The 22,462-nt window shown below is 45.3% G+C and carries 8 protein-coding genes; all 8 read right to left on the bottom strand.

Annotated elements, in window-relative coordinates:
* Positions 1 to 3 precede the first annotated feature (3 nt).
* Complete coding sequence (locus tag MWG26_RS00610) at positions 4 to 2,127, bottom strand: NAD-dependent epimerase/dehydratase family protein (RefSeq protein WP_025653990.1); 2,124 nt, start codon at positions 2,125 to 2,127, stop codon at positions 4 to 6.
* The gene (locus MWG26_RS00605) at positions 2,124 to 2,510 is read right to left on the bottom strand and encodes a DUF2304 domain-containing protein (RefSeq protein WP_081732986.1); all 387 of its coding nucleotides are present in this window, start codon (positions 2,508 to 2,510) and stop codon (positions 2,124 to 2,126) included. The genes MWG26_RS00610 and MWG26_RS00605 overlap by 4 nt, the downstream gene beginning before the upstream one ends.
* Before the next feature lie 101 nt (positions 2,511 to 2,611).
* Positions 2,612 to 3,019 (bottom strand): hypothetical protein, encoded by a 408-nt coding sequence (locus MWG26_RS00600; protein ID WP_025653988.1) that lies wholly within the window; start codon positions 3,017 to 3,019, stop codon positions 2,612 to 2,614.
* A gap of 416 nt (positions 3,020 to 3,435) precedes the next feature.
* Complete coding sequence (locus MWG26_RS00595; RefSeq protein ID WP_025653987.1) at positions 3,436 to 4,275, bottom strand: tyrosine-type recombinase/integrase; 840 nt, start codon at positions 4,273 to 4,275, stop codon at positions 3,436 to 3,438.
* 202 nt (positions 4,276 to 4,477) lie between these two features.
* A complete protein-coding gene (gene lepB / locus MWG26_RS00590) occupies positions 4,478 to 4,996 on the bottom strand; it encodes a signal peptidase I (RefSeq protein ID WP_117441368.1) in 519 nt (172 codons plus the stop codon).
* Positions 4,997 to 5,149: 153 nt separating this feature from the next.
* Positions 5,150 to 5,341: a hypothetical protein gene (locus MWG26_RS00585; RefSeq protein ID WP_025653986.1), complete on the bottom strand. Its 192-nt coding sequence runs from the start codon at positions 5,339 to 5,341 to the stop codon at positions 5,150 to 5,152.
* A 67-nt stretch (positions 5,342 to 5,408) separates the two neighbouring features.
* Positions 5,409 to 5,621: a hypothetical protein gene (locus MWG26_RS00580; protein WP_117441369.1), complete on the bottom strand. Its 213-nt coding sequence runs from the start codon at positions 5,619 to 5,621 to the stop codon at positions 5,409 to 5,411.
* 35 nt (positions 5,622 to 5,656) lie between these two features.
* On the bottom strand, positions 5,657 to 22,258 hold the full coding sequence (locus MWG26_RS00575; RefSeq protein WP_240285591.1) for a DUF7507 domain-containing protein: 16,602 nt from the start codon (positions 22,256 to 22,258) through the stop codon (positions 5,657 to 5,659).
* Positions 22,259 to 22,462 lie beyond the last annotated feature (204 nt).

Genomic DNA, 22,462 nt, shown 5'->3' with positions numbered 1-22,462 from the left:
CTATCATCCAATTCCATTTTCAACCGGTATTCCTGCATTTTGAAAGCGCTGAATCACATATTTGGCTTCCGATTCATTTGTGTTCATAAGAAGAATGCAGATATTTTCATCTTTTTCACCGATGATATCCGTCTGCCTTACCAAGGAGGCTATTTTTGCAAAGACTTCTTTTCCCCTGCTCTGCAGAAACCGGCCGGATATCCTGAGGGCCGTATACTCCAGCTTATTCTGCTGGGAACCTTCCTGGCAGATCTGGCACATTTTGTCAAACTCTTCTTCTCTCAGCACGTTTGTTCCCTCTATATATTGGTTCGCAAGACGGTTCCAGTATGTTGCCGCATGGTTCATGGAGGATTCAATCAGCCGGCAGATCAGCGCCAGCATGTTGGACTCATAAAGATTAATCTTGGAGAGGTCTTTTGTCCAAAGCATGATGACGGCATTCAAATTCTCTCTATCGTATATTCCACATGCATAGGACGGCAGCACGGAATCCACCTCCCTGTTCCGGTATACTGTTCTCTCAACCAGTTCCCGATGCATGAAGAAGTTTTCATCTGCATGAATGGATTTCCCCATCTGGCGGGCCTCTTCGGACGAAGCTGCGGCAAGCCTCAAATAGCCCGCACTGCCGCCCGTTATGTAGATGGCTACGTCCTGAATGTCCATCAGTTCCCTCGCCACATCGACGGCCTGGAAAATCACCTTCTGTGGTTCCCAGAAATCCAGCTGGCTGGAGGCTTCATAGACCCTTACCATACTATTCTCATAGTTTACAATCCGCTTTTCATAAATTTCCTTGACATACCTGTTGCCGTCATAGATACGCGTCATATCTACAAGTTCGCTCTGGTAATATTTTTTTTCATCCTCCAGATCTCCGTTTTTTCTTCGGTATTTGTCCCTCATATGCCCTACAATTACGCCGACCACAAGAATCTGCAGGATCCCTGTGAATGCGGAATAATCAAACGTGCCGCCGGTTATTAGAATCTCGCCGGTTTTGGCCGCCAGAGTGAGCAGCGTCGCAAACAACGCATGTGCACACCCGTAAACCACGGCTATTATGACTACATAGAGCAGATAGAGGTCTGCAATGCTGCCGAACCAGGTGTCCTTTAGTAAGTATGTAAGCAGTGTCATGAAGAGAAAAAGCCCTACGTTTTCCGCCAGGGGAATTAATTTATCCTTGATTACAGATTTTTTCTTCTCTTCCTTTATTTCCAGGTCCTTTTCTTTTTCAAATATTTTAAACAGTTCTCTCAGACCATCTTCCAGACTGTACTTTTCATAGATTCCCAGCCTTTCCAAATACGGATCTTGTATCTCGGGCAGAGACGCTCCTGCATACTCAGCCTCCCTGATGACAGTCTCTCTGCCTGGTATTACAATCCTGACCGCTTCGATGAGCTGTCGTTCTGTGTAATCGGAGCCTGGCACCAGATAACTCTTTTCCCGCTCTCCGGTCAGGAATACCCGCATCAGTGTATCTACAGCGTCATTGACAAACAGCACCCGGTGCTGCTTTCCCGCCTCAATTTGCATCTCTGTACTGGTAAAGAAGTTTTCCATCAGCCTTGCACAGATATTGTAATTATGAGTTTTATAGTCTCCGAATACCTCCGGATAGCGAATAACGCATATATCAAACTCCCCCGGGATATTTTGCTCCGCACACATGTATTCCGTCTGGATCACTGTCTGCATCAGGATGGAGTCTGCCTCAAAGTCTGTGTTTTTATCTATCACAGCATCTTCGCATCCATCATAACCCCCCAGCGAGGAGCAGTAGATGACCTGTCTGATTCCGGCTTCCTTTGCGCTCATCAGGATATTGGTGATGCTGGTCAGATAGCGCACCGACTCCTGATTGATATCCTGCCATGTGAATTTGGTATCGCAGACTCCCAGGATCAGGAGCACATCAGCCTGCACATTTTTCATGATTGTACCAATATTCTTGCTACGATAGCTGAAATGATACTCCTGAAAAACTCCGGTTCTTGGCTTCTCTCTCCGTGCTTTCTCTGAACCTGTTATCACGAAAATGTCATGCTTCTCTTTCCTTAGTCTGGAAATCAGCTCTCTGCAGTATACACCGTATTCTCCACAAATCAATACCTTCATATATTCGTGTTCTCCCCTTTGGTTTTGCTGTTTAACATGTTTTCCAGTTCACTGTTCTCATCTTTTAAAAGGGCTACCTGCATGGCCAGTTCCTTAATTTCTGTTTCCATAGAAGAAATTGTGACCGTATGGCGCAGGATTATCATTATGATTACAATGAGAAAGAAAAAGATCAGTGATGCAGGGGGCCACCAGATTCCCAGAAGCTCTGCAGCCCATGGCAGTATTTGTGGAAATATGGAAAGCAGCAGGAGGCCCGCCGCCCCTGCGATCCATAAGATTGCCTGGTTTTCTGAAAGATGCCTTTTTTTCATCTCCTGGCAAAGCCCGTATAACATAAGTAAACATACTGCAATGGAAACAATTTGTAAGATGATACTCATATGCTTCTCCTCCCAATTTTTTCTGCTCTGTATCGGCATATTGCGGCAAAAAATTTTTAAAAGCCCGGACTGTTGCGCTGGCACATCGTAAAAGAAGTTAATTATGATTCTTTGTTCGAGTCCTGTCCGCCTGAGATCATATTTTCTGCCTCTTCAAAAAACTCTTGCCTGACCGCTTCGATCCACGGCTCATAACCAAATAATCCCTGTCCGGCATGGGCCGCCAGCTCAATAAATAATTCCCCTGCTGTCTTATGTGTCTTATATGTATGCAGTTCATAGCCCATGCTCCGTCCATATATTATGATATAACCGTCCATGTCCGCTGTGATTTCTGTAATGCCGGGCATGTAGATCTCTCCGGTTCCAATGTTTTTAGCTGCCAAATATACGACGATGGGTTCTGTATAAGGTATTTCCTTTTTTATGCCTTCCTCGTAGAGTGGCAGCATGGATTTCTCCCGAAATTTTATATTCAGCGGGGCTGTGATGTGGGATCTTTTCTCCATATGAAATCTTCCTTTTTTTACTGTTTACATAATTACCACAGAATCAATATTCTGTGGTAGAGAAAGATATTTTATAAGAAAATATATTTGAAATTTATATTGGGAATATCTTATGAGTGCACTTTCATATCATAATTTGGGCGCAGTTAATCAGACCTGTCTTAAACAAAAACACCAGGTCTTTTTCTGATACATACTATTTTTAATTAATAGCAGACTGCATTAAAAAGGTTAAAAATATATTGCTTTTTTAAAATATAATTGAATATTCGTCATTTTTCATATATAATATAAGCAATTGAATTTATGTAGAAACTTATTTCATTTACCACAGAATATTGATTTCGTGGTGAATCAAGAAATAACCGTGAGATCTAGATCCTCCAGCCACCACAGAATATTGATTCTGTGGTTTTTTATATTATCAGCTGCATTTTGTCCAGTATCTTGTCAAAGTTTTTGTAACTGGATGCAACATAGATCCTCGTGGTCTCAATCGAGGAATGTCCCAGAATATCCGCAAGATGAGAAAGATTTTTTTCCACCGCATAAAAAGTTCTTGCGAAAAGATGCCGGAAATTGTGCGGATATACTTTTTGTTTCTCTACACCAGCTGCAGCAGACAGCCTCTTCATCTCATGAAAGATGTTAGAGCGGTCAACTGGATTTCCATTTTTGGTTATAAACACACATCCCTGGCTGATATTTTTTAGGCTCATATAATCTTTCAGCCTATTCTTCAATTCGTTTGGAAGTAGTACGACTCTGTGCTTCCCTTTCATATTTATTTCTGCGCGTCCCTGCAGCACTGCATTTGCGGTAATATACCTTAATTCACTGATCCGGATTCCTGTCCCGCATAATGTGAGAAGAATATGATACAGCCGGATATTTCCTTTCTTTTTTGCGGACATAAGCAAAGACTTATATTCATCCTCTTTTAATTCCCTATTTTCCTCTATGAATGACTTTTTCTGCACTTTTACAAATTTTACCCGGCAGTCAGACAGTCCTGAAAACTCCAAAAATGCATTGATGGCCGACAGCTTTACATTAATTGTCTGGGCTTTGTATTCCCGCTGCAATGAAGCTCTATATTCTATCAGCCGGTTCTTGCTAATTTCCCCACCATCAAGAAAGTAAAACAGATTCTCAATCTCCTTTAAATATTTTTTTACAGTTGCGGGGGATTTCTCATTTAATATCAAGTCCCTTTCAAATTCTTTCACTTTTTTAATCCATGTTTTTTCTGCCATATATTTCTCCTTCCTTTGTATTATTAAAATACAATTTTGACAGAAAAATATACATTTAAAAAGTGTTTATTTCTTTTTATTTTTTAAATGAAAGTGTTTTTATTTCGAATTCTGTTTCTACAAAAAAGACTTCACAGGAATGCCGCCGTTTGCCAGCATTCCTGTGAAGCCTTTTTTCATTCTCTATTATCCGCCATACACCTTACGAGATTCTGCCTATGTACAGCAGTACTTTTCCCTTTATCTGTTTTCTGATAACAGCGCCGAAGTCTCTGGAATCCATAGATTCCTCACGATTATCTCCCATAACAAAGAGTTTACCATCCTCTACCGTATAGGGAAACTCGACACCGCCGATCTTCTTCTCTGTTGCCCCGTTGATGTAGGGTTCCTCCATCTCTTCGCCATTCACATATAGTTTCCCCTGCCTAATGTCCACCGTATCACCGCCTACCGCAATGACACGCTTCACATAATAATCCCCGGAGGGCATCCTAACAGACAGCACATCCCCCCGCTCAAAATGCGGAATAATTCTGGTATAAAAGGCAATCTCATTATTATGAAGCGTTGGATACATGGATTTTCCTTTTACAAACGATATACCGATAATAAAATTGAACAAGATAAAGACAACAAGGAAAATGATAATAATCTCGATAATATCATGCAGCCACTTCTGCTTTTTACCGTCATATTTGCCTAATATTCTTTTTGACATGGAATTCACTGCTTTCTACTTAAATTATATATCCCTATTATACCTCGGAACAGGAATATTGCAAAGGGGTCTGACCCCTTTGCGTACCGTTTTCAGAATATTCTAAAAAAAGCCCCCGGAAGTCACTCCCAGGAGCTTTATTGTTTTTACTAATTATACTTTACTGTCAATCTCTACCGTATCGTTTGTGTAGAGTTCGGACAGCTGATCTTCCAGATCATTTTCCTCTTTTTTCATGTTGTGGTGTTTTACCGCAAATCCAACGATAACAACAATCAAAACGATTAATGCAGGAAGATCCCACCAGCAAAAACCAAGCACGGTGTGTGAAAAGATATATGACATATTGATTCCTCCTTCTCATTTTGTGCTGCCCGCCGCCGGATGGATACGGCGGCGACAGCCTTTGTTGTTATGCCTGCGCAGGCTCCTCGCCCGCTGTTCCTTCTTTGATTGCTTTCATCTTTTCTTCCAGCTCATCTTCGAAGTTGTTCTGACGTTTCTTCTGATTATGCTTATGCACTGCGAATACGACTATCATGATGATTCCCACCAGCAGCGCCGGTAAATCCCAGAAGCATAACCCTAAACTGTTGTGTATGAATTGATATAAATTATACAACATATGGTTCCCTCCTTTTCGGTCTTGCGCTGCTTTGATTATTCAGCGTCATCTTCCTTTTCCTCTCCGCCTAAGCCTCTTCTGGCCATTTCAAGCTCAAGCTCTTCTCTTAGTTCGAAGATTCTCGCCTGCCGTTTCTTCATGCTTCTTGTGTAGAATGCCAGCACAATCAGTGCGAGTAGCATCAGTAAGAAGTGGAGAATGCAGCAAGCGTGGTCATCGAGGTTCTGTTTTGCTAATGGTGTTTCCTCATCCTGGATTGGTGTTAAATCATAGTCGCCTTCGTCGTTCTCAGTTAATTCAGCGTCAATCGGTGCTGCAGGTGTCGGTGTCGGTGGTATGATTGCCGTTGGTGTGGTCGGCGTTACCGCTGCCGGTGTTACTGGCGTTACTGGTGTTGCCGGAGTCGTCGGAGTTACCGGCGGTACGATTGGTACGATGACCGGGTTCGCTGTGTAGGTTACTGTTACTTCTACATCTGCTGCAGGCATACCATCCGCGCCGCTGTTTACGGTTGCATAATTCGGTGTGTAGCCTGTAACTGCCGGTGATGCGATGGAGAATGCTGCACCCACCTCATATTCGCCGGTATAATCCGGTGCTACCGCTGTTCCGGCTGCATCTACATAATGAATGGTCAGTCTGTAGATATTTACAACCGGTGTTTCCTCTGTCTCGTCTTCACGTGGAGTCTCACCAGTCTCATCTGTTGTTACACTTGCGATATTGCTGATGGTAGCTCCTGCATCTTCTCTAACGATCAGGTATTCACAGTTCAGTACTACTGTTTCACCAATTTTTATTTCTCTGATTGTTACTTTGTTTCCTTCAACAGTATTATCACCAGCGTCTGTAAATGTTACGCTGCCGGATGCCCCCTGAAGGTTATCACTTACGACTACATTGTGCAGTGTAACATTTCCGGTGTTGTTTACCGCGATCTGATACTGAATTGTGTCGCCAACCTTGTATTCATCCTGCGGGTTCACTATGGTCTTATTCACCGTATATGCCGCATCTGCCGGCTCTGCCGGTGTTACGACTTCATCGCTTCCCTTCGGCCCTTCCGGATCATCAGTGGATGCCGCTGCCGTATTAACAACCTGGCCGTTTCTGATATCTGCTTCTGTTACAGTATATTCGTATGTGAATTCTCTGCTCTCACCCGGTGCAAGTATCGCGATGGTGTTCTCTGTGATGCTTACCAGGCTATCCTCAACCCTGATATTCTCAACCGGTACATTGCCGTCGTTTGTTACGGTTACTCTGTAACTGATCGTCTCGCCAAGTGCATATGACTCGCCATTTGCCGGCGTGCTTGTTACTTCTTTAGCCACTGCTACGCTTGGGTTCGGATCATCTGTCGGGTCTTCTTTCTCTCCCGGGTCCACTCCTGGATCTGGTTTTTCTGGATCCGGAGTCTCGCCGCCGGCTGTTGCCACGTTGAGAACTGAACCTTTCTGGATATCCTCTGTAGTTACTGTGTGTTCCGCGGTAAATGCTTCGCTGCTTGCTCCCGGTGCAAGAGATTCTATCGTCCACTCGTCTCCGGTCAACTCATCTCTTACCACTACATTCGTCAGGGTCAAATTGCCGTCATTTACTGCTACAATGCGATAGGTTATGGTCTCACCAAGCGCGTATGTCTCACCGTTTGCCGGTGTACTTGTTGTCTCTTTGGAAATGCTCAGGTGCGGATTGGAATTCTCTGTTTCAATGGTCTCAGTTCCATCCCCTGTTACTTCACTTCCATCCGGAGCCGTACCGCCCGCCGTTGCGACGTTGACTACCTGGCCTGCCAGGATGTCGCCTTCTGTTATAACATATTCTGTCGTAAACTCCTGCGTTCCGTTTGGCTCAAGGCTGTCAATTGTCCACTGGCCTCCCGTCAGCTCATCATTTACTGTAATGTCGCTGATTGTTACGTTACCGTTGTTTACAACTTTGATTGTGTAAGGTACTGTCTCTCCAAGGTTGAATCCGCCTTCCGGCCCTGCAGTTGCTGTCTTTTCTACAAACAGACTCGGCTGCGGTGTTACTGTCGGCTCTTCCTTCTCGCCTGGGTCTACTCCCGGATCCGGTTTTTCAGGATCTGGGCTTTCTCCCTTAGCGGTTGCTACGTTGAGTACAGTTCCGTTCAGGATATCCTGCTCTGTTACTTTGTATTCTGCGGTAAATACTTCGCTGCTTTCTCCCGGTTTCAAGGAATCAATTGTCCATTCATCTCCGGTCAGGTCGTCAGTAACCACTACATTTTTCAGGGTCAGGTTTCCGTCATTTGCTGCCACAATCTTGTATGTGATTGTTTCTCCAAGAGCGTATGCCGCTCCGTTCTCTGGTGTACTAGTTGTTTCTTTTGTTACGGTCAGATGGCCGTTCGGATTGTCCGTCGGATCCTCTGTCTCTCCCGGGTCTACTCCTGGATCCGGTTTGTTCGGATCCGGGCTTTCGCCTGCTGCGGTAGCTTCATTTACTACGGAGCCCTTCAGAATATCCTTCTGTGTTACCTTGTGGCTCGCTGTAAACGCTTCGCTGGTCTCACCCGGTTTCAGTGAGTCGATGGTCCATTCGTCTCCTGTCAGTTCATCTGTTACAACTACATTCTTCAGCGTCAGGTTTCCGTCATTGACTGCTGTGATCTTGTAAGTGATCGTCTCGCCAAGTGCGTATGTTTCACCATTTGCCGGTGTACTTGTTGTTTCTTTTGTTACGGTCAGATGTCCCTTCGGATTATCTGTTGGGTCTTCGGTATTGCCAGGTACGATCTCTGGATTTGGATTCTCAGGATCCGTGCTTTCACCTATAGCTGTAGCTTCATTCAATACCATGCCCTTCAGGATATCTTCCTCTGTTACCTTATACTCAGCCTTGAATGCTTCGCTGCTCTGACCTGGCTGCAGAGTTCCCACCGTCCATTCATCGCCGGTCAGCTCATCTTTTACTATCACGTTGTTCAGCGTCAGATTTCCGTCGTTAGCTGCCACAACTTTGTAGACGATTGTCTCGCCAAGAGCATATGTCTCGCCGTTTGCAGGCTTGCTTGTTGTTTCTTTTGTTACAGTTAAATGTCCCTTCGGATCTTCGAATTTGATAACCGTGTCATCTTTCTCGTAGTCTTTATTTTCGTCTGAGAACTTCGCGGTAACGGTGTTTGTGAAACTTCCGTTCAGGATATCTTCCTCTGTTACTTTGTAAGTTGCTGTTGTTGTTACTACATCACCCGATGCTACATTCACAAATTTATCATTTCCTGTGATTGTGACTCCATCCTGCTCTACGATTGTAATTGTCTTAGCCTCATCATAGATATTCTTAACTGAGATATCAAAGGTGATCGTATCGCCATATTTATAGGTCTTCTCTCCGTCATGAGTCTTTGTTACTACGTCATCAACATCGACATCCTCATCTGTTACAGTCAAAGTACCCTTTACGTAAGTAATATCATAATTGCTTGTTACATCTTTTTCTCCGGCCAGAGTATAAATCTTAGCGTCTCTTACAACATTGTCGCTTGTTCCCACAAATGTCTGACTGCCTTCTACAGTTGCCGTATATTTGTGTATCGGTAATAACTGTCCCAGGCCTACTGTGCTGACTGCTTTCACCAATGCAGTATTATCAAAGGACTTCTCAGCGCTTGCCGCTGTAATTGTGATCGGTCTTGCCACAATCTGAATCGTAACATCCTCAGCGGTCAGAGTTGTATAGCCTTCCCGTAAAGCCTTAACGCTTACTGTTACGGTTCCTTCCGATACGTTTGTTACACTTGGTACTTTTGTTGACCAGTCATTTGCTGCTGTCTTGTAGTATATAGTGTAGCCGTCTGCGCCGATTACCTCAGCACTTGCAGCATGAGCCTGACCATCATACTTCCAGCTTCCGCCTTCCGCCGTTACTTTTGCATCCTTAATAGTCGCCGTCTTAATCTCGAAGTCACCCGGAATTACCGTTACAGAATAGTTTGTATTCTCTTCATAATCTGCGGTCAGCACATCCTGATAGATGTTTACATCTTCGTCAGCATTCGTTCTGCTGTAAACCACTTCTCCAAGATCGTCTTCTGCAATTAAGTTCTCTATTGTTCCGGTAAATATAGGATCTGGCTGGTCAAAATATTTCCAATCATCATCCACTGTAATGGTAGCTGGTCTGGCTGTAATCTCAATCGTTACATTTTCTGCTTTCAGATCATCATAACCTGTTCTAGTCGCTTTTACACTGACTGTCTTCACTCCGTCTGCTACATTTGTTACACTTGGCGCTTCTGTGGTCCAGTCTGCATCTCCCACCTTATAGTATACCGTATAGCCTTTTGCTCCCTTGACCACTGCAGATGCTTCATGGGCTGCTCCGTCATAGGGCCAGCTTCCGCCGGACGCTTCCAGATACGCTCCTTCCACACTTGCTGTTTTGATCTCAAAATCGCCGGCCTCTACCGTCACTGCATAGTTGGGGTTTGCTTCATAATCTGCGGTCAATACATCCACATAAGTTCCTACACCTTCCGCTGCATTCGTTCTTCTGTAGCTTATTTCTCCAAGATCTCCTGCTGTAACCAGCTCGCCTACCGTTCCGCTAAAGTCTGGATCCGGCTGGTCAAAGTATTTCCAGTTGTCATTCACAGTAATTGTCACTGGTTTTGCAGTAATCTGAATCGTTACATTGTCTGCTGTCAGATCTGCATATCCCGTTCTGGTTGCCTTTACACTAACTGTCTTCACGCCGTCCGCTACATCTTTTACGCTCGGCGCTTCTGTGGTCCAGTCTGCATCCCCCGCCTTATAGTATACGGTATAACCTTCTGCTCCTGTTACCACTGCGGCTGCTTCATGCGCTGTTCCGTCATAGATCCAGCTTCCGCCTTCCGCATTCAGCTCTGCTCCTTCTATGCTGGCCGTCCTGATTTCAAAATCGCCTGTCTCTACCGTTACTGCATAGTTGGGATTCGCTTCATAATCTGCAGTCAGCACATCCAAATAGGTATCTACAGCTTCATCGCTGTTTGTTCTTCTGTAGCTTACTTCTCCAAGATCCCCTGCTGCTACCAGCTCGCCTACCGTTCCGCTAAAGTCTGGATCCGGCTGGTCAAAATATTTCCAGTTGTCATTCACGGTAATTGTCACTGGCTTTGCGGTGATCTCAAGCGTTACATCCTCAGCTGTCAGATCTGCATATCCTGTTCTGGTTGCTTTCACACTGACTGTCTTTACGCCGTCTGCCACATTCGTTACACTTGGCGCTTCTGTGGTCCAGTCTGCATCCCCTGCCTTATAGTATACGGTATAGCCTTCCGCTCCTGTTACCACTGCGGCTGCTTCGTGCGCTGTTCCGTCATAGATCCAGCTTCCGCCTTCCGCATTCAGCTCTGCTCCTTCTATGCTGGCCGTCCTGATTTCAAAATCGCCCGTCTCTACTGTCACTGCATAGTTGGGGTTCGCTTCATAGTCTGCGGTCAATACATCCACATAGGTATCTACAGCTTCATCGCTGTTTGTTCTTCTGTAGCTTACTTCTCCAAGATCTCCTGCTGTAACCAGCTCGCCTACCGTTCCGCTAAAGTCTGGATCCGGCTGGTCAAAGTATTTCCAGTTGTCATTCACAGTAATTGTCACTGGTTTTGCGGTGATCTCAAGCGTTACATCCTCAGCTGTCAGATCTGCATATCCCGTTCTGGTTGCTTTCACACTGACTGTCTTCACGCCGTCTGCCACATTCGTTACACTTGGCGCTTCTGTGGTCCAGTCTGCATCTCCCACTTTATAGTATACCGTATAGCCGTCTGCTCCTTTGACCACTGCAGATGCTTCATGGGCTGTTCCGTCATAGGGCCAGCTTCCGCCGGATGCTTCCAGATACGCTCCTTCCACACTCGCTGTTTTGATCTCGAAATCGCCGGTCTCTACCGTCACTGCATAGTTGGGGTTTGCTTCATAATCCGCGGTCAGTACATCCACATAAGTTCCTACGCCTTCCGCTGCATTCGTTCTTCTGTAGCTTACTTCTCCAAGATCTCCTGCTGTAACCAGCTCGCCTACCGTTCCGCTAAAATCTGGATCTGGCTGGTCAAAATATTTCCAGTTGTCATTCACAGTAATTGTCACTGGTTTTGCAGTGATCTGAATCGTAACATCTTCCGCTGTCAGATCTGCATATCCCGTCCTGGTTGCTTTTACACTGACTGTCTTCACGCCGTCCGCTACATCTTTTACGCTCGGCGCTTCTGTGGTCCAGTCTGCATCCCCCGCCTTATAGTATACGGTATAACCTTCCGCTCCTGTTACCACTGCGGCTGCTTCATGCGCTGTTCCGTCATAGATCCAGCTTCCGCCTTCCGCATTCAGCTCTGCTCCCTCTATGCTGGCCGTCCTGATTTCAAAATCGCCTGTCTCTACCGTCACTGCATAGTTGGGGTTCGCTTCATAATCTGCGGTCAGTACATCCGGATAGGTATTTACCGCCTCATCGTTGTTTGTTCTTCTGTAGCTTACTTCTCCAAGATCTCCTGCTGCTACCAGCTCGCCTACCGTTCCGCTAAAGTCTGGATCCGGCTGGTCAAAGTATTTCCAGTTGTCATTCACAGTAATTGTCACTGGTTTTGCAGTAATCTGAATCGTTACATTGTCTGCTGTCAGATCTGCATATCCCGTTCTGGTTGCTTTTACACTGACTGTCTTCACGCCGTCCGCTACATCTTTTACGCTCGGCGCTTCTGTGGTCCAGTCTGCATCCCCCGCCTTATAGTATACGGTATAACCTTCTGCTCCTGTTACCACTGCGGCTGCTTCATGCGCTGTTCCGTCATAGATCCAGCTTCCGCCTTCCGCATTCAGCTCTGCTCCTTCTATGCTGGCCGTCCTGATTTCAAAATCGCCTGTCTCTACCGTCACTGCATAGTTGGGATTCGCTTCATAATCTGCGGTCAGCACATTCAAATAGGTATCTACAGCTTCATCGCTGTTTGTTCTTCTGTAGCTTACTTCTCCAAGATCCCCTGCTGCTACCAGCTCGCCTACCGTTCCGCTAAAGTCTGGATCCGGCTGGTCAAAATATTTCCAGTTGTCATTCACGATAATTGTCACTGGTTTTGCAGTAATCTGAATCGTTACATTGTCTGCTGTCAGGTCTGCATATCCCGTTCTGGTTGCTTTCACACTGACTGTCTTTACGCCGTCTGCCACATTCGTTACACTTGGCGCTTCTGTAGTCCAGTCTGCATCCCCTGCCTTATAATATACGGTATAGCCTTCCGCTCCTGTTACCACTGCGGCTGCTTCGTGCGCTGTACCGTCATAGATCCAGCTTCCGCCTTCGGCATTCAGCTCTGCTCCTTCTATGCTGGCCGTCCTGATTTCAAAATCGCCCGTCTCTACCGTCACTGCATAGTTGGGGTTCGCTTCATAGTCTGCGGTCAGTACATCCACATAGGTATCTACAGCTTCATCGCTGTTTGTTCTTCTGTAGCTTACTTCTCCAAGATCTCCTGCTGTAACCAGCTCGCCTACCGTTCCGCTAAAGTCTGGATCCGGCTGGTCAAAGTATTTCCAGTTGTCATTCACAGTAATTGTCACTGGTTTTGCGGTGATCTCAAGCGTTACATCCTCAGCTGTCAGATCTGCATATCCCGTTCTGGTTGCTTTCACACTGACTGTCTTCACGCCGTCTGCCACATTCGTTACACTTGGCGCTTCTGTGGTCCAGTCTGCATCTCCCACTTTATAGTATACCGTATAGCCGTCTGCTCCTTTGACCACTGCAGATGCTTCATGGGCTGTTCCGTCATAGGGCCAGCTTCCGCCGGATGCTTCCAGATACGCTCCTTCCACACTCGCTGTTTTGATCTCGAAATCGCCGGTCTCTACCGTCACTGCATAGTTGGGGTTTGCTTCATAATCCGCGGTCAGTACATCCACATAAGTTCCTACGCCTTCCGCTGCATTCGTTCTTCTGTAGCTTACTTCTCCAAGATCTCCTGCTGTAACCAGCTCGCCTACCGTTCCGCTAAAATCTGGATCTGGCTGGTCAAAATATTTCCAGTTGTCATTCACAGTAATTGTCACTGGTTTTGCAGTGATCTGAATCGTAACATCTTCCGCTGTCAGATCTGCATATCCCGTCCTGGTTGCTTTTACACTGACTGTCTTCACGCCGTCCGCTACATCTTTTACGCTCGGCGCTTCTGTGGTCCAGTCTGCATCCCCCGCCTTATAGTATACGGTATAACCTTCCGCTCCTGTTACCACTGCGGCTGCTTCATGCGCTGTTCCGTCATAGATCCAGCTTCCGCCTTCCGCATTCAGCTCTGCTCCCTCTATGCTGGCCGTCCTGATTTCAAAATCGCCTGTCTCTACCGTCACTGCATAGTTGGGGTTCGCTTCATAATCTGCGGTCAGTACATCCGGATAGGTATTTACCGCCTCATCGTTGTTTGTTCTTCTGTAGCTTACTTCTCCAAGATCTCCTGCTGCTACCAGCTCGCCTACCGTTCCGCTAAAGTCCGGATCCGGTTGGTCAAAATATTTCCAGTTGTTATTCACAGTGATTGTCACTGGCTTTGCAGTAATCTGAATCGTAACATCCTCAGCTGCCAGATCTGCATATCCGGTTCTGGTTGCTTTTACACTGACCGTCTTTACGCCGTCTGCTACATTTGTCACGCTTGGAGCCTTATCTGACCAATCTCCATTCCCAACCTTGTAATAGATTGTATAGCCTTCTGCTCCAAGAACTTCTGCCTGTGCAGAATGCGCCGCGCCATCATATTCCCAGCTGCCGCCGGCTGCTTCCAGTTTTGCATCCTTTATGCTGGCTGTCTTAATTTCGAAATCACCCGGAACAACCGTTACATTATAGTTGGAGTTCGCCTCATAATCAGCTGTCAGTACTTTCAAATATGTTCCGACTGCCTCATCTGCATTGGTCCTGCGATAGGAAATTGTACCCAGATCATTTGTTGCGACCAGGCCGGTCACGGTTCCTGAAAATGCCGGATCCGGGTCATCAAAATATTTCCAGCTCCCTGTAACTTTGATTTCTGCATCTTTCGGTGTAATCTGAATCGTCACATCTTTTGTAACCAAGTCTGTATAACCGGTTCTGGTTGCTTTCACGCTGACTGTCTTAACTCCATCCGCTACATTTGTCACGCTCGGTACATTTGTCGACCAGCCGCCGTCTCCGGTCTTGTAGTAAATGGTGTAGCCTGTAGCGCCTTTCACCTCTGCCGCTGCACTGCGGGCACTTCCATTATACGTCCAGCTTCCACCGGCGGCCTCAAGTTTAGCACCTTCGATGGTAGCCGTCTTAATTTCAAAATCTCCCTTAGCTACTGTTACATCATAGTTGGTATTTGCTTCATAATCTGCTGTTAGTACATCCGTATAGGTTCCCACTGCTTCATCCGTATTGGTTCTTTTGAAGCTGATGGTTCCCAAATCATCTGCTTTTATCAGATCATCTGCCGCACCCTTAAATTCCGGATCTACTGCATCAAAGTATTTCCAGCTGTCTTCCACCGTTATTGTAACCGGCCTTGGTGTAATGGTAATGGTAACATTTTCAGCTGTTAAATCTTCATAGCCGGTTCTGGTTGCCTTCACACTGACTGTCTTGATCCCCTCAGATACATTAGTTACACTTGGAATCTCTTCTGACCATTCACCACTACCAACTTTATAGTAAATCTTATAACCTGTGGCGCCTTTAACTTCTGCACTTGCCTTATGGGCATCTCCGTCGTAATTCCAGCTTCCACCGGCTGCTTCCAGATATGCACCTTCTATCTTAGCGGTCTTAATTTCAAAGTCACCTGGCACTACTGTTACGTGATAGTTCGTGTTTTCTTCATACTGTGCTGTCAGAACCTCCTCATAAGTTCCCACTGCCTCAGCGGCGTTGATTCTGCTATAGCTTACTTCTCCAAGATCACCCTCCGCAATCAGGTTCTCTACTTTCCCCTTAAATGTAGGATCCTGTTTATCAAAGTATTTCCATGCATCTTCTACTGTGATGGTTGCATCCCTTGGTGTAATCTGGATCGTCACATCCTGTGCAGTAAGATCCTGATATCCGGTTCGGGTTGCTTTCACACTGACTGCCTTCACACCGTCTGCCACATCGGTTACGCTTGGTGCTTCCGTAGTCCAGCCGCTGTTTCCAGTTTTGTAGTATACAGTATATCCTTCTGCGCCTTTGACCTGCCCCTCCGCTTCATGTGCTGTTCCATCATATGTCCAGCTACCGCCTTTTGCCTTAAGTTCTGCACCTTCAATGCTGGCTGTTTTAATTTCAAAATCGCCCGGCTCCACGGTGACTGCATAGTTGGTATTTGCTTCATAATCTGCAGTCAGTACGTCCGCATAGAAATTTACTGCTTCATCGCTGTTCGTTCTTCTGTAACTTACTTCCCCAAGATCGCCTGCTGCTATTAGTTTGCCTACGGTTCCGCTAAAGTCCGGATCCGGCTGGTCAAAATATTTCCAGCTGTCGTTCACGGTAATTGTCACTGGTTTTGCGGTAATCTGAATCGTTACATCTTCAGCTGTCAGGTCTGTATACCCCGTTCTGGTTGCTTTTACACTGACTGTCTTCACACCGTCTGCTACATTTGTAACACTGGGCGCTTCTTTGGTCCATTTTCCGCCGTCTGCTTTATAGTAAATCTGGTAGCCGTCAGCTCCATTTACCACTGCGCTTGCCGCATGAGCCGCTCCGTCATATTCCCAGCTTCCGCCGGATGCTTTGAGTTCTGCTCCTGTAATCGTTGCGGTTTTGATTTCAAAATCACCTTTGACGATATCTACATTATAATTCGTGTTCGGAGTATAATCTGCTGTCAGAACTTCTTTATAGATATCTACATCTTCATCCTTATTGGTTCTGCTGTAGCTGATGTCTCCCAGATCGCCTGCTGCTACAAGATTCGATACACTTCCTTCAAATGCCGGATCCGGATCATCGAAGTATTTCCATGCATCTTTTACTGTGATTACTGCATCTCTCGGTGTGATCTGGATTGTCACGTTATTGGTCGTCAGATCTTCATATCCTTCTCTGACTGCCTTTACGCTGACTGACTTTGTTCCATCCGCTACGTTTGTAACAGTCGGTGAATCTTCAGACCATGTGCCACCTTCTGTATAATATAAGATCTTGTATCCGTCTGCCCCGCTAACTGCCGCCTGTGCTGCATGTGCATACCCATCATAAGGCCAGCTGCCGCCTTCTGCTCTCAGAGAAGCTCCCTGAATACTTGCCGTTTTGATTTCGAAGTCACCCGGAAGTACGGTTACCTGGTAATTCGTATTTGCTGTATATTCCGCTGTTAGTACATCGTTATATACCTGCACCTTCTCGTCTGTATTCGTTCTCTTATATGTTACTTCACCAAGATCACCGGCTGCTACAAGTTCCCCTACAGTTCCGGTAAATGCCGGATCCGGGTCATCGAAGTATTTCCATGCATTGCTTACTTCAATGGTCACCGGTTTTGCCGTAATCTCTATTGTAACGTCTTCAGCAGTCAGATCTTCGTAACCGCTTCTGGTTGCTTTTACACTGACTGTCTTCTTGCCGTCTGCTACATCTTTTACGGTCGGCGCGTCTTCGCTCCAGTCTCCGCCTTCTACTTTATAATAGACAGTATATCCTTCAGCTCCCTGAACCGCTGCTTCTGCTCCGTGTGCTGTTCCGTCATAGGGCCAACTGCCGCCGGATGCTGTAAGACTTGCTCCTTCGACTTTCGCCGTCTTAATCTCAAAATCCCCCCGGTTTACAGTCACGATATAATTGGAATTATCAGTATACTCTGCAATTAATACTTCCCTATAGATTCCAACCGCTTCGTCCGTGTTGCTTCTCTTATAAGTAACAGTACCCAAATCTCCCGCATCTACAAGATTCTCAATCTTACCTGTCAATGCCGGATCTGCCTCATCAAAGAATTTCTCTTTGTCGTCTACTGTGATATTAGCTGTTCTTTTTGTGATCTTAACTGTGGCTGTATCCTGCCACACATCACTGCCTCTTTTTACCTTCACGGTTACCGGATACTCTCCAGCATTCGTAAAGCTTGGATTGCCCATCTGGAGTTTTCCGTTATACCAGTATTCGATCTGATCTGTTGGATAGGTGGTTCCGGTGAAACCGATATGATAGGAGTTTCCGTCATATTCCTTTTCGATTCCGCTAACTGCAAACCCGCTGAAATCTACCTGATAGGTAACCTTAATATTGTGCGGCGCAGTCACATTGTTGAAGGTGTAGCTGCCCGGATTCGATGCCGTAACATCCTGCCCATCCACAATCACGCTCTTTAATACGAATCCTGAGGATGGCTCATACGTATACGTCTGGCTGCCTCCCCATTTTACTTCTGTCGTACCGGAAGGCTGGATCGTGCCATTTACCACACTGGAGGCAATCGGATTCTTAATAACCGTATACTGGAATGTGATCACGTTCTCTTTAATATCTGCTTCACTTGTTTCATTTGCAAGATTTAAAGATTTTCTTACAGAATCTGCTTCGTATCCCTCAACCACAGGTGCTGTCTCCACCACACGGTTAGCACTGATCTTTTCAATTTTTTCGGTAATTAAAGCTTCTCCTGTTTCCGCATCCAGATACTGTACTTTATAATACACATCTGACGGAATTGAATAATGGAATTCAATCACATTCTTTTTGCTATCCCAGGATAATTCGAGGGATGCACTGGCCTTTGTCGGAACTAACTCATCATGTGCCTTTGGATATGCATAGACAGTATCTCCAACCTTGCCGCCTTTTATAACAGAGCCAAATAATTCACTGCCATCGCGGTCATCTATATACTTGATCGTATATGTGGTTGTTGTAATCTGTTTCCACTTTGCATAAACTGTGGTCTTTTTTTCGATTGGTTTTCCAAAGTCAAAACGTTCGCTGTAATCCTTTGATGTATACCAACCCTCAAACTTGTATCCTTCACGCTCAGGATCAGATGGCTGCATTACCGTATTGCCCGCTGGCACTGTCTGGGAAGCGACGGAACTGCCGCCTTGTGTATCGAAATCTACTGTATACTCTCCGGCTGCCCATTTCGCATAGACCATTAAATCATTGAAAGGCATCGTGGAACTCCAGTCAACCTCTGATCCATCCGTACAGTCTTCCGAAGTATACCATCCCTGGAATGTATAATATTCCGGTAAATTCGCCGGTCTGGCAGGTTCATGGTTATAGGATTCCAAGGAGACGCCAAATGTAACAGGCTGTGTTTTCTCTATACCATTATAGTTATAGAACGTTAGATCATAGGACGCCCTGTCATAGTACAGATTTACATAATACTCCTTCTTATTCCGGTCATATGAAAAGTCTTTACTCTTCCATCCGCTGTCCCTTCTCACATAACCCTGTATCGGATGATACTCTTCTTCATATGTAATGTAATTAAAATAGGTGCCGACGGATTTAATGAGTGAATACCCGTTTCCGTCTACATTCTCGCCATAATAATATATGGTTTTATATTGGTCGGATGACTTATTGTACAGATTAAACTTGATATTCTGCGCAGGCATCCGATCCAGAGTCTGCAGTGCATAATCATAATAAGAGGTTGCTTCCCATGCCCGGCCTTCATATTTTGAATCAAAGGGGAGCATCTTGGAAATATCTGCATTGTACTTTTTCGTTGCCGAATAGACCTGCTTTCTATTATCATAGAATGTTAATGTATACGTATTCCTACTATAATAAACGTTAATGATTGTGGATCCATTGGCTGCTATGGTTTTCGTTTCGGAATTCTTAAACGTAAAGTAGTCAATGGTTCCCGCCTGATTAGCCGTTACTGTCAGCTCTGTTCCTGCTTTCGCTGTTGCAGTAACGGATTTGCTGTAGCTGTAATCAGTATCATCAGCATTTTCAAGCCAATAAGAGATGGTATAATTTACATCTATGGCAGTCCATTTTGCGTAGAACGTGCGATCCTGTTTAATCACCTGCTCACCGGCCACCCGATCGGAAAATTCCGAATCATTGTACCAGCCGGAGAAATTATAACCTTCTTTTGTCGGTTTATAATTATCTACATTAATACTTTCACCATGTTTCAGATATTGTGTGGCAGCATAGCTTCCGCCATTTGTATTGAACCTTACGGTATATTCTGACAGCTTATAGGTAATAGTGATATTAATATCACGGTCTCCGCCGATCTCAACATTCTCAAATTCAGACGGTATATATGCCTCTAAGTCTTTTGCTTCTGCCTGTGTATCCTCACCGACATAACCTGTTTTTTTCTCGATCTCTTCTTTATAACTTCCATCAGTCTGTTCGAACCGGTGGGTTACCTGATATTCTACACTGTCCGGTACATAAACAACCACAAGATTCTGATTTTCGTAAATATTGTCCGTCAGCGTACCTGACACTTCCTGTCCCAGTGATCCGTCAGATTCCTGCATGTATGTTGTATATCCCTGTTTTGCCGGAATCGTTACTTCATATTTCTCACCAGTCACATATTGTGCACGGAAGGTGGACTGAACTCTTCCACCGCTTTGATATACAAACTCTACAGACAGTGTGTGAGAAGATATCACTGCCGGGTCGTGCACTGTAATCTCTATAGATGCGCTGATCTCTGGATTCTCTTTTAATGAAGCCGTAATCTCCGCCTTACCGACAGCTTTCGTTGTAATGAGACCTTCTGCACTGACATCTGCAACCTCTTCATTGCTGGAAGACCATTGCAGCTCTTTCATCTGCTCCGTCAGCCACTCCGGTTTTACTTCTGCCTTTGCCTGAACCTTATCTCCGATTACAGGATTCAGATAATCAGCGGTAACACTCACGGATGCCTGCTCCACGATTAACTTTGCAGAACCCTCAATCCCATTGGATGCTGTTGCAATGATGTTGGCAGTCCCTTTGCCCACTGTGCTGATATTTCCATCCTCATCAACAACTGCTACCTCTTCGTTGTCAGAACTCCAAGTGACGATTTTGTCTGTGGCATCGGAAGGATTCACTTTTGCGGTTGCCTTCGTTGCCGTTCCCATAATCAACTTATCAGTATCAAGGACAACTTCGACTTTTGTAACTTCCTGTGTAATCCTGATCTCAAGTTTGTCACTAAATTCTCCGCATGAAGCAGTAATCTCAACTGAACCGCCCCGCTTTGCCGTGACCAGTCCATTGCTGTCAACAGAAGCAACCTCTTCATCTGCAGATGTCCATACCACCTTCTTGTCATCTGTCGTATTTTTAGGCAGGCACTCTGCGCTTAACTGCAATGTATCTCCAGAATTCACCGTATCTTCGCCATGAATCTGAATTCCCGTCATAGGAATCCGAAGCACATGGATCGTCTTTGATGCCTTAATGTTCTTATCCACTGTTGATACTGCGGTAATAACCGTCTCGCCCTCAGCGATACCTGTAACAACGCCGTTTTTATCAACAGATGCTGCCTTTTCATTACTTGAAGACCATGTAACTGTGGTTTTGTCCGTTGTATCTGCCGGCGTCGGTGTGATACTTAATGTCTTCGAAGCGCCAATATTTACGCTGTCTTCTCCGGCAATCGTAATCCCCGTCAGTGGGACCTTGTCGTAAATCACAAGATTGAACGTCTCTGTTTGGCTACCGAACCACTTATACGTGTGGGTTATTGTTACATTACCAGCTTTGGTTGCTGTAATGCTGGCATTAGATCCGTCAGCATCAATTGTAACACTACCGCTGCCGCTGGCACTCCAGTTATGGCTTCTTCCCCAGCTGCCTTCTCCCGCTAAAGTCTGAGTGTCGCCAACATACATGGACTGCTGGCCGGAGATGCTGAGAGGACTTACACTCTTTGTACTGCTGGAAGAAATCTTTGATTTCTTTTCCGTTTTTTGTGCATCCTCCTGCTGTGCCTCTTCTTTTTGAGTTTCTTCCTTATATAAAGTGTTTATTTCTAGATTTCCTGAAACGGTAACCTGATAAGTATAAACATTTCCTTCTGAAGAGACAGGAGCGATTGCTGTTCCATTCTGATCTGTCACTCCTTCAAGCGTATATTTATCATGAACAGTTATCTGGAAATTTAACAGAGTGCCCTCTGTAATTTCTTCTGTATAATTTCCACTGCCGTATGAAATACTTTGTTTTTCGTTTCCGTCTGCCCAAACACTTAAGCTGCCCCCATCCACGGCAGGACTGTGAAACACAACACTGTATTTCTGTACTTCAGGCTCTACCTGCGCTTCTTCGGCCGGTTCAGAAGCATTCTTCTGCTCTGTCCCTGATACCTGGTCAGCTCCCCCAGTCTGTTCTGCATCGGATATAGCATCCGCCTTCTGATCAGAATTCTCTGTTTCCTGCTTTGCAGCCTCTTGATCGCCCTGTGGTTTTTCCAGTTCGATCACCTGTTTTGAGTCGGTCTCGCCAGTTTCCTGGGTCCCTGCATCCGAATCACGCATACCTGCATCAGCGCTGCCCATTCCCTCATCCACGGTCTGAGGCTCGCTCTGCTGGTCACTCTGCTCTACATTCTCCGGATCACCGGTAGCTTTCAGTGAATTTCCAGACGAATACACGGCACTTGTTGCTACCATAGCAACCGCTAAAAGAAGAGCAAGCCAGCGTTTAAAATTCTTCTTCATAATCTTTCTCCTTCCTTTTTATAATTCTCATTTATCTATAATGCCAAAATCCAATCCCTTGAATTACTCAACATTAAGGACTTACAGATTTAGACGTTTCATATATAAAGAGGGATTGATATCTGGAAAGGGATCATATTTTTTATACTTTCTTAATTTTTTTCTTAAGTTAATACGATTTACATGAACTTAATATTAAATAAT

The sequence above is a fragment of the Faecalicatena contorta genome, from assembly GCF_022835095.1.
Lineage (GTDB): Bacteria > Bacillota > Clostridia > Lachnospirales > Lachnospiraceae > Faecalicatena > Faecalicatena contorta.
This window is presented reverse-complemented; position numbering and strand designations above follow the sequence as displayed.

Coding starts and splice junctions, on each gene's coding strand:
- MWG26_RS00610 (WP_025653990.1), bottom strand. CDS start 2,127: ATGAAGGTATTGATTTGTGGAGAATACGGTGTATACTGCAGAGAGCTG.
- MWG26_RS00605 (WP_081732986.1), bottom strand. CDS start 2,510: ATGAGTATCATCTTACAAATTGTTTCCATTGCAGTATGTTTACTTATG.
- MWG26_RS00600 (WP_025653988.1), bottom strand. CDS start 3,019: ATGGAGAAAAGATCCCACATCACAGCCCCGCTGAATATAAAATTTCGG.
- MWG26_RS00595 (WP_025653987.1), bottom strand. CDS start 4,275: ATGGCAGAAAAAACATGGATTAAAAAAGTGAAAGAATTTGAAAGGGAC.
- lepB (WP_117441368.1), bottom strand. CDS start 4,996: ATGTCAAAAAGAATATTAGGCAAATATGACGGTAAAAAGCAGAAGTGG.
- MWG26_RS00585 (WP_025653986.1), bottom strand. CDS start 5,341: ATGTCATATATCTTTTCACACACCGTGCTTGGTTTTTGCTGGTGGGAT.
- MWG26_RS00580 (WP_117441369.1), bottom strand. CDS start 5,621: ATGTTGTATAATTTATATCAATTCATACACAACAGTTTAGGGTTATGC.
- MWG26_RS00575 (WP_240285591.1), bottom strand. CDS start 22,258: ATGAAGAAGAATTTTAAACGCTGGCTTGCTCTTCTTTTAGCGGTTGCT.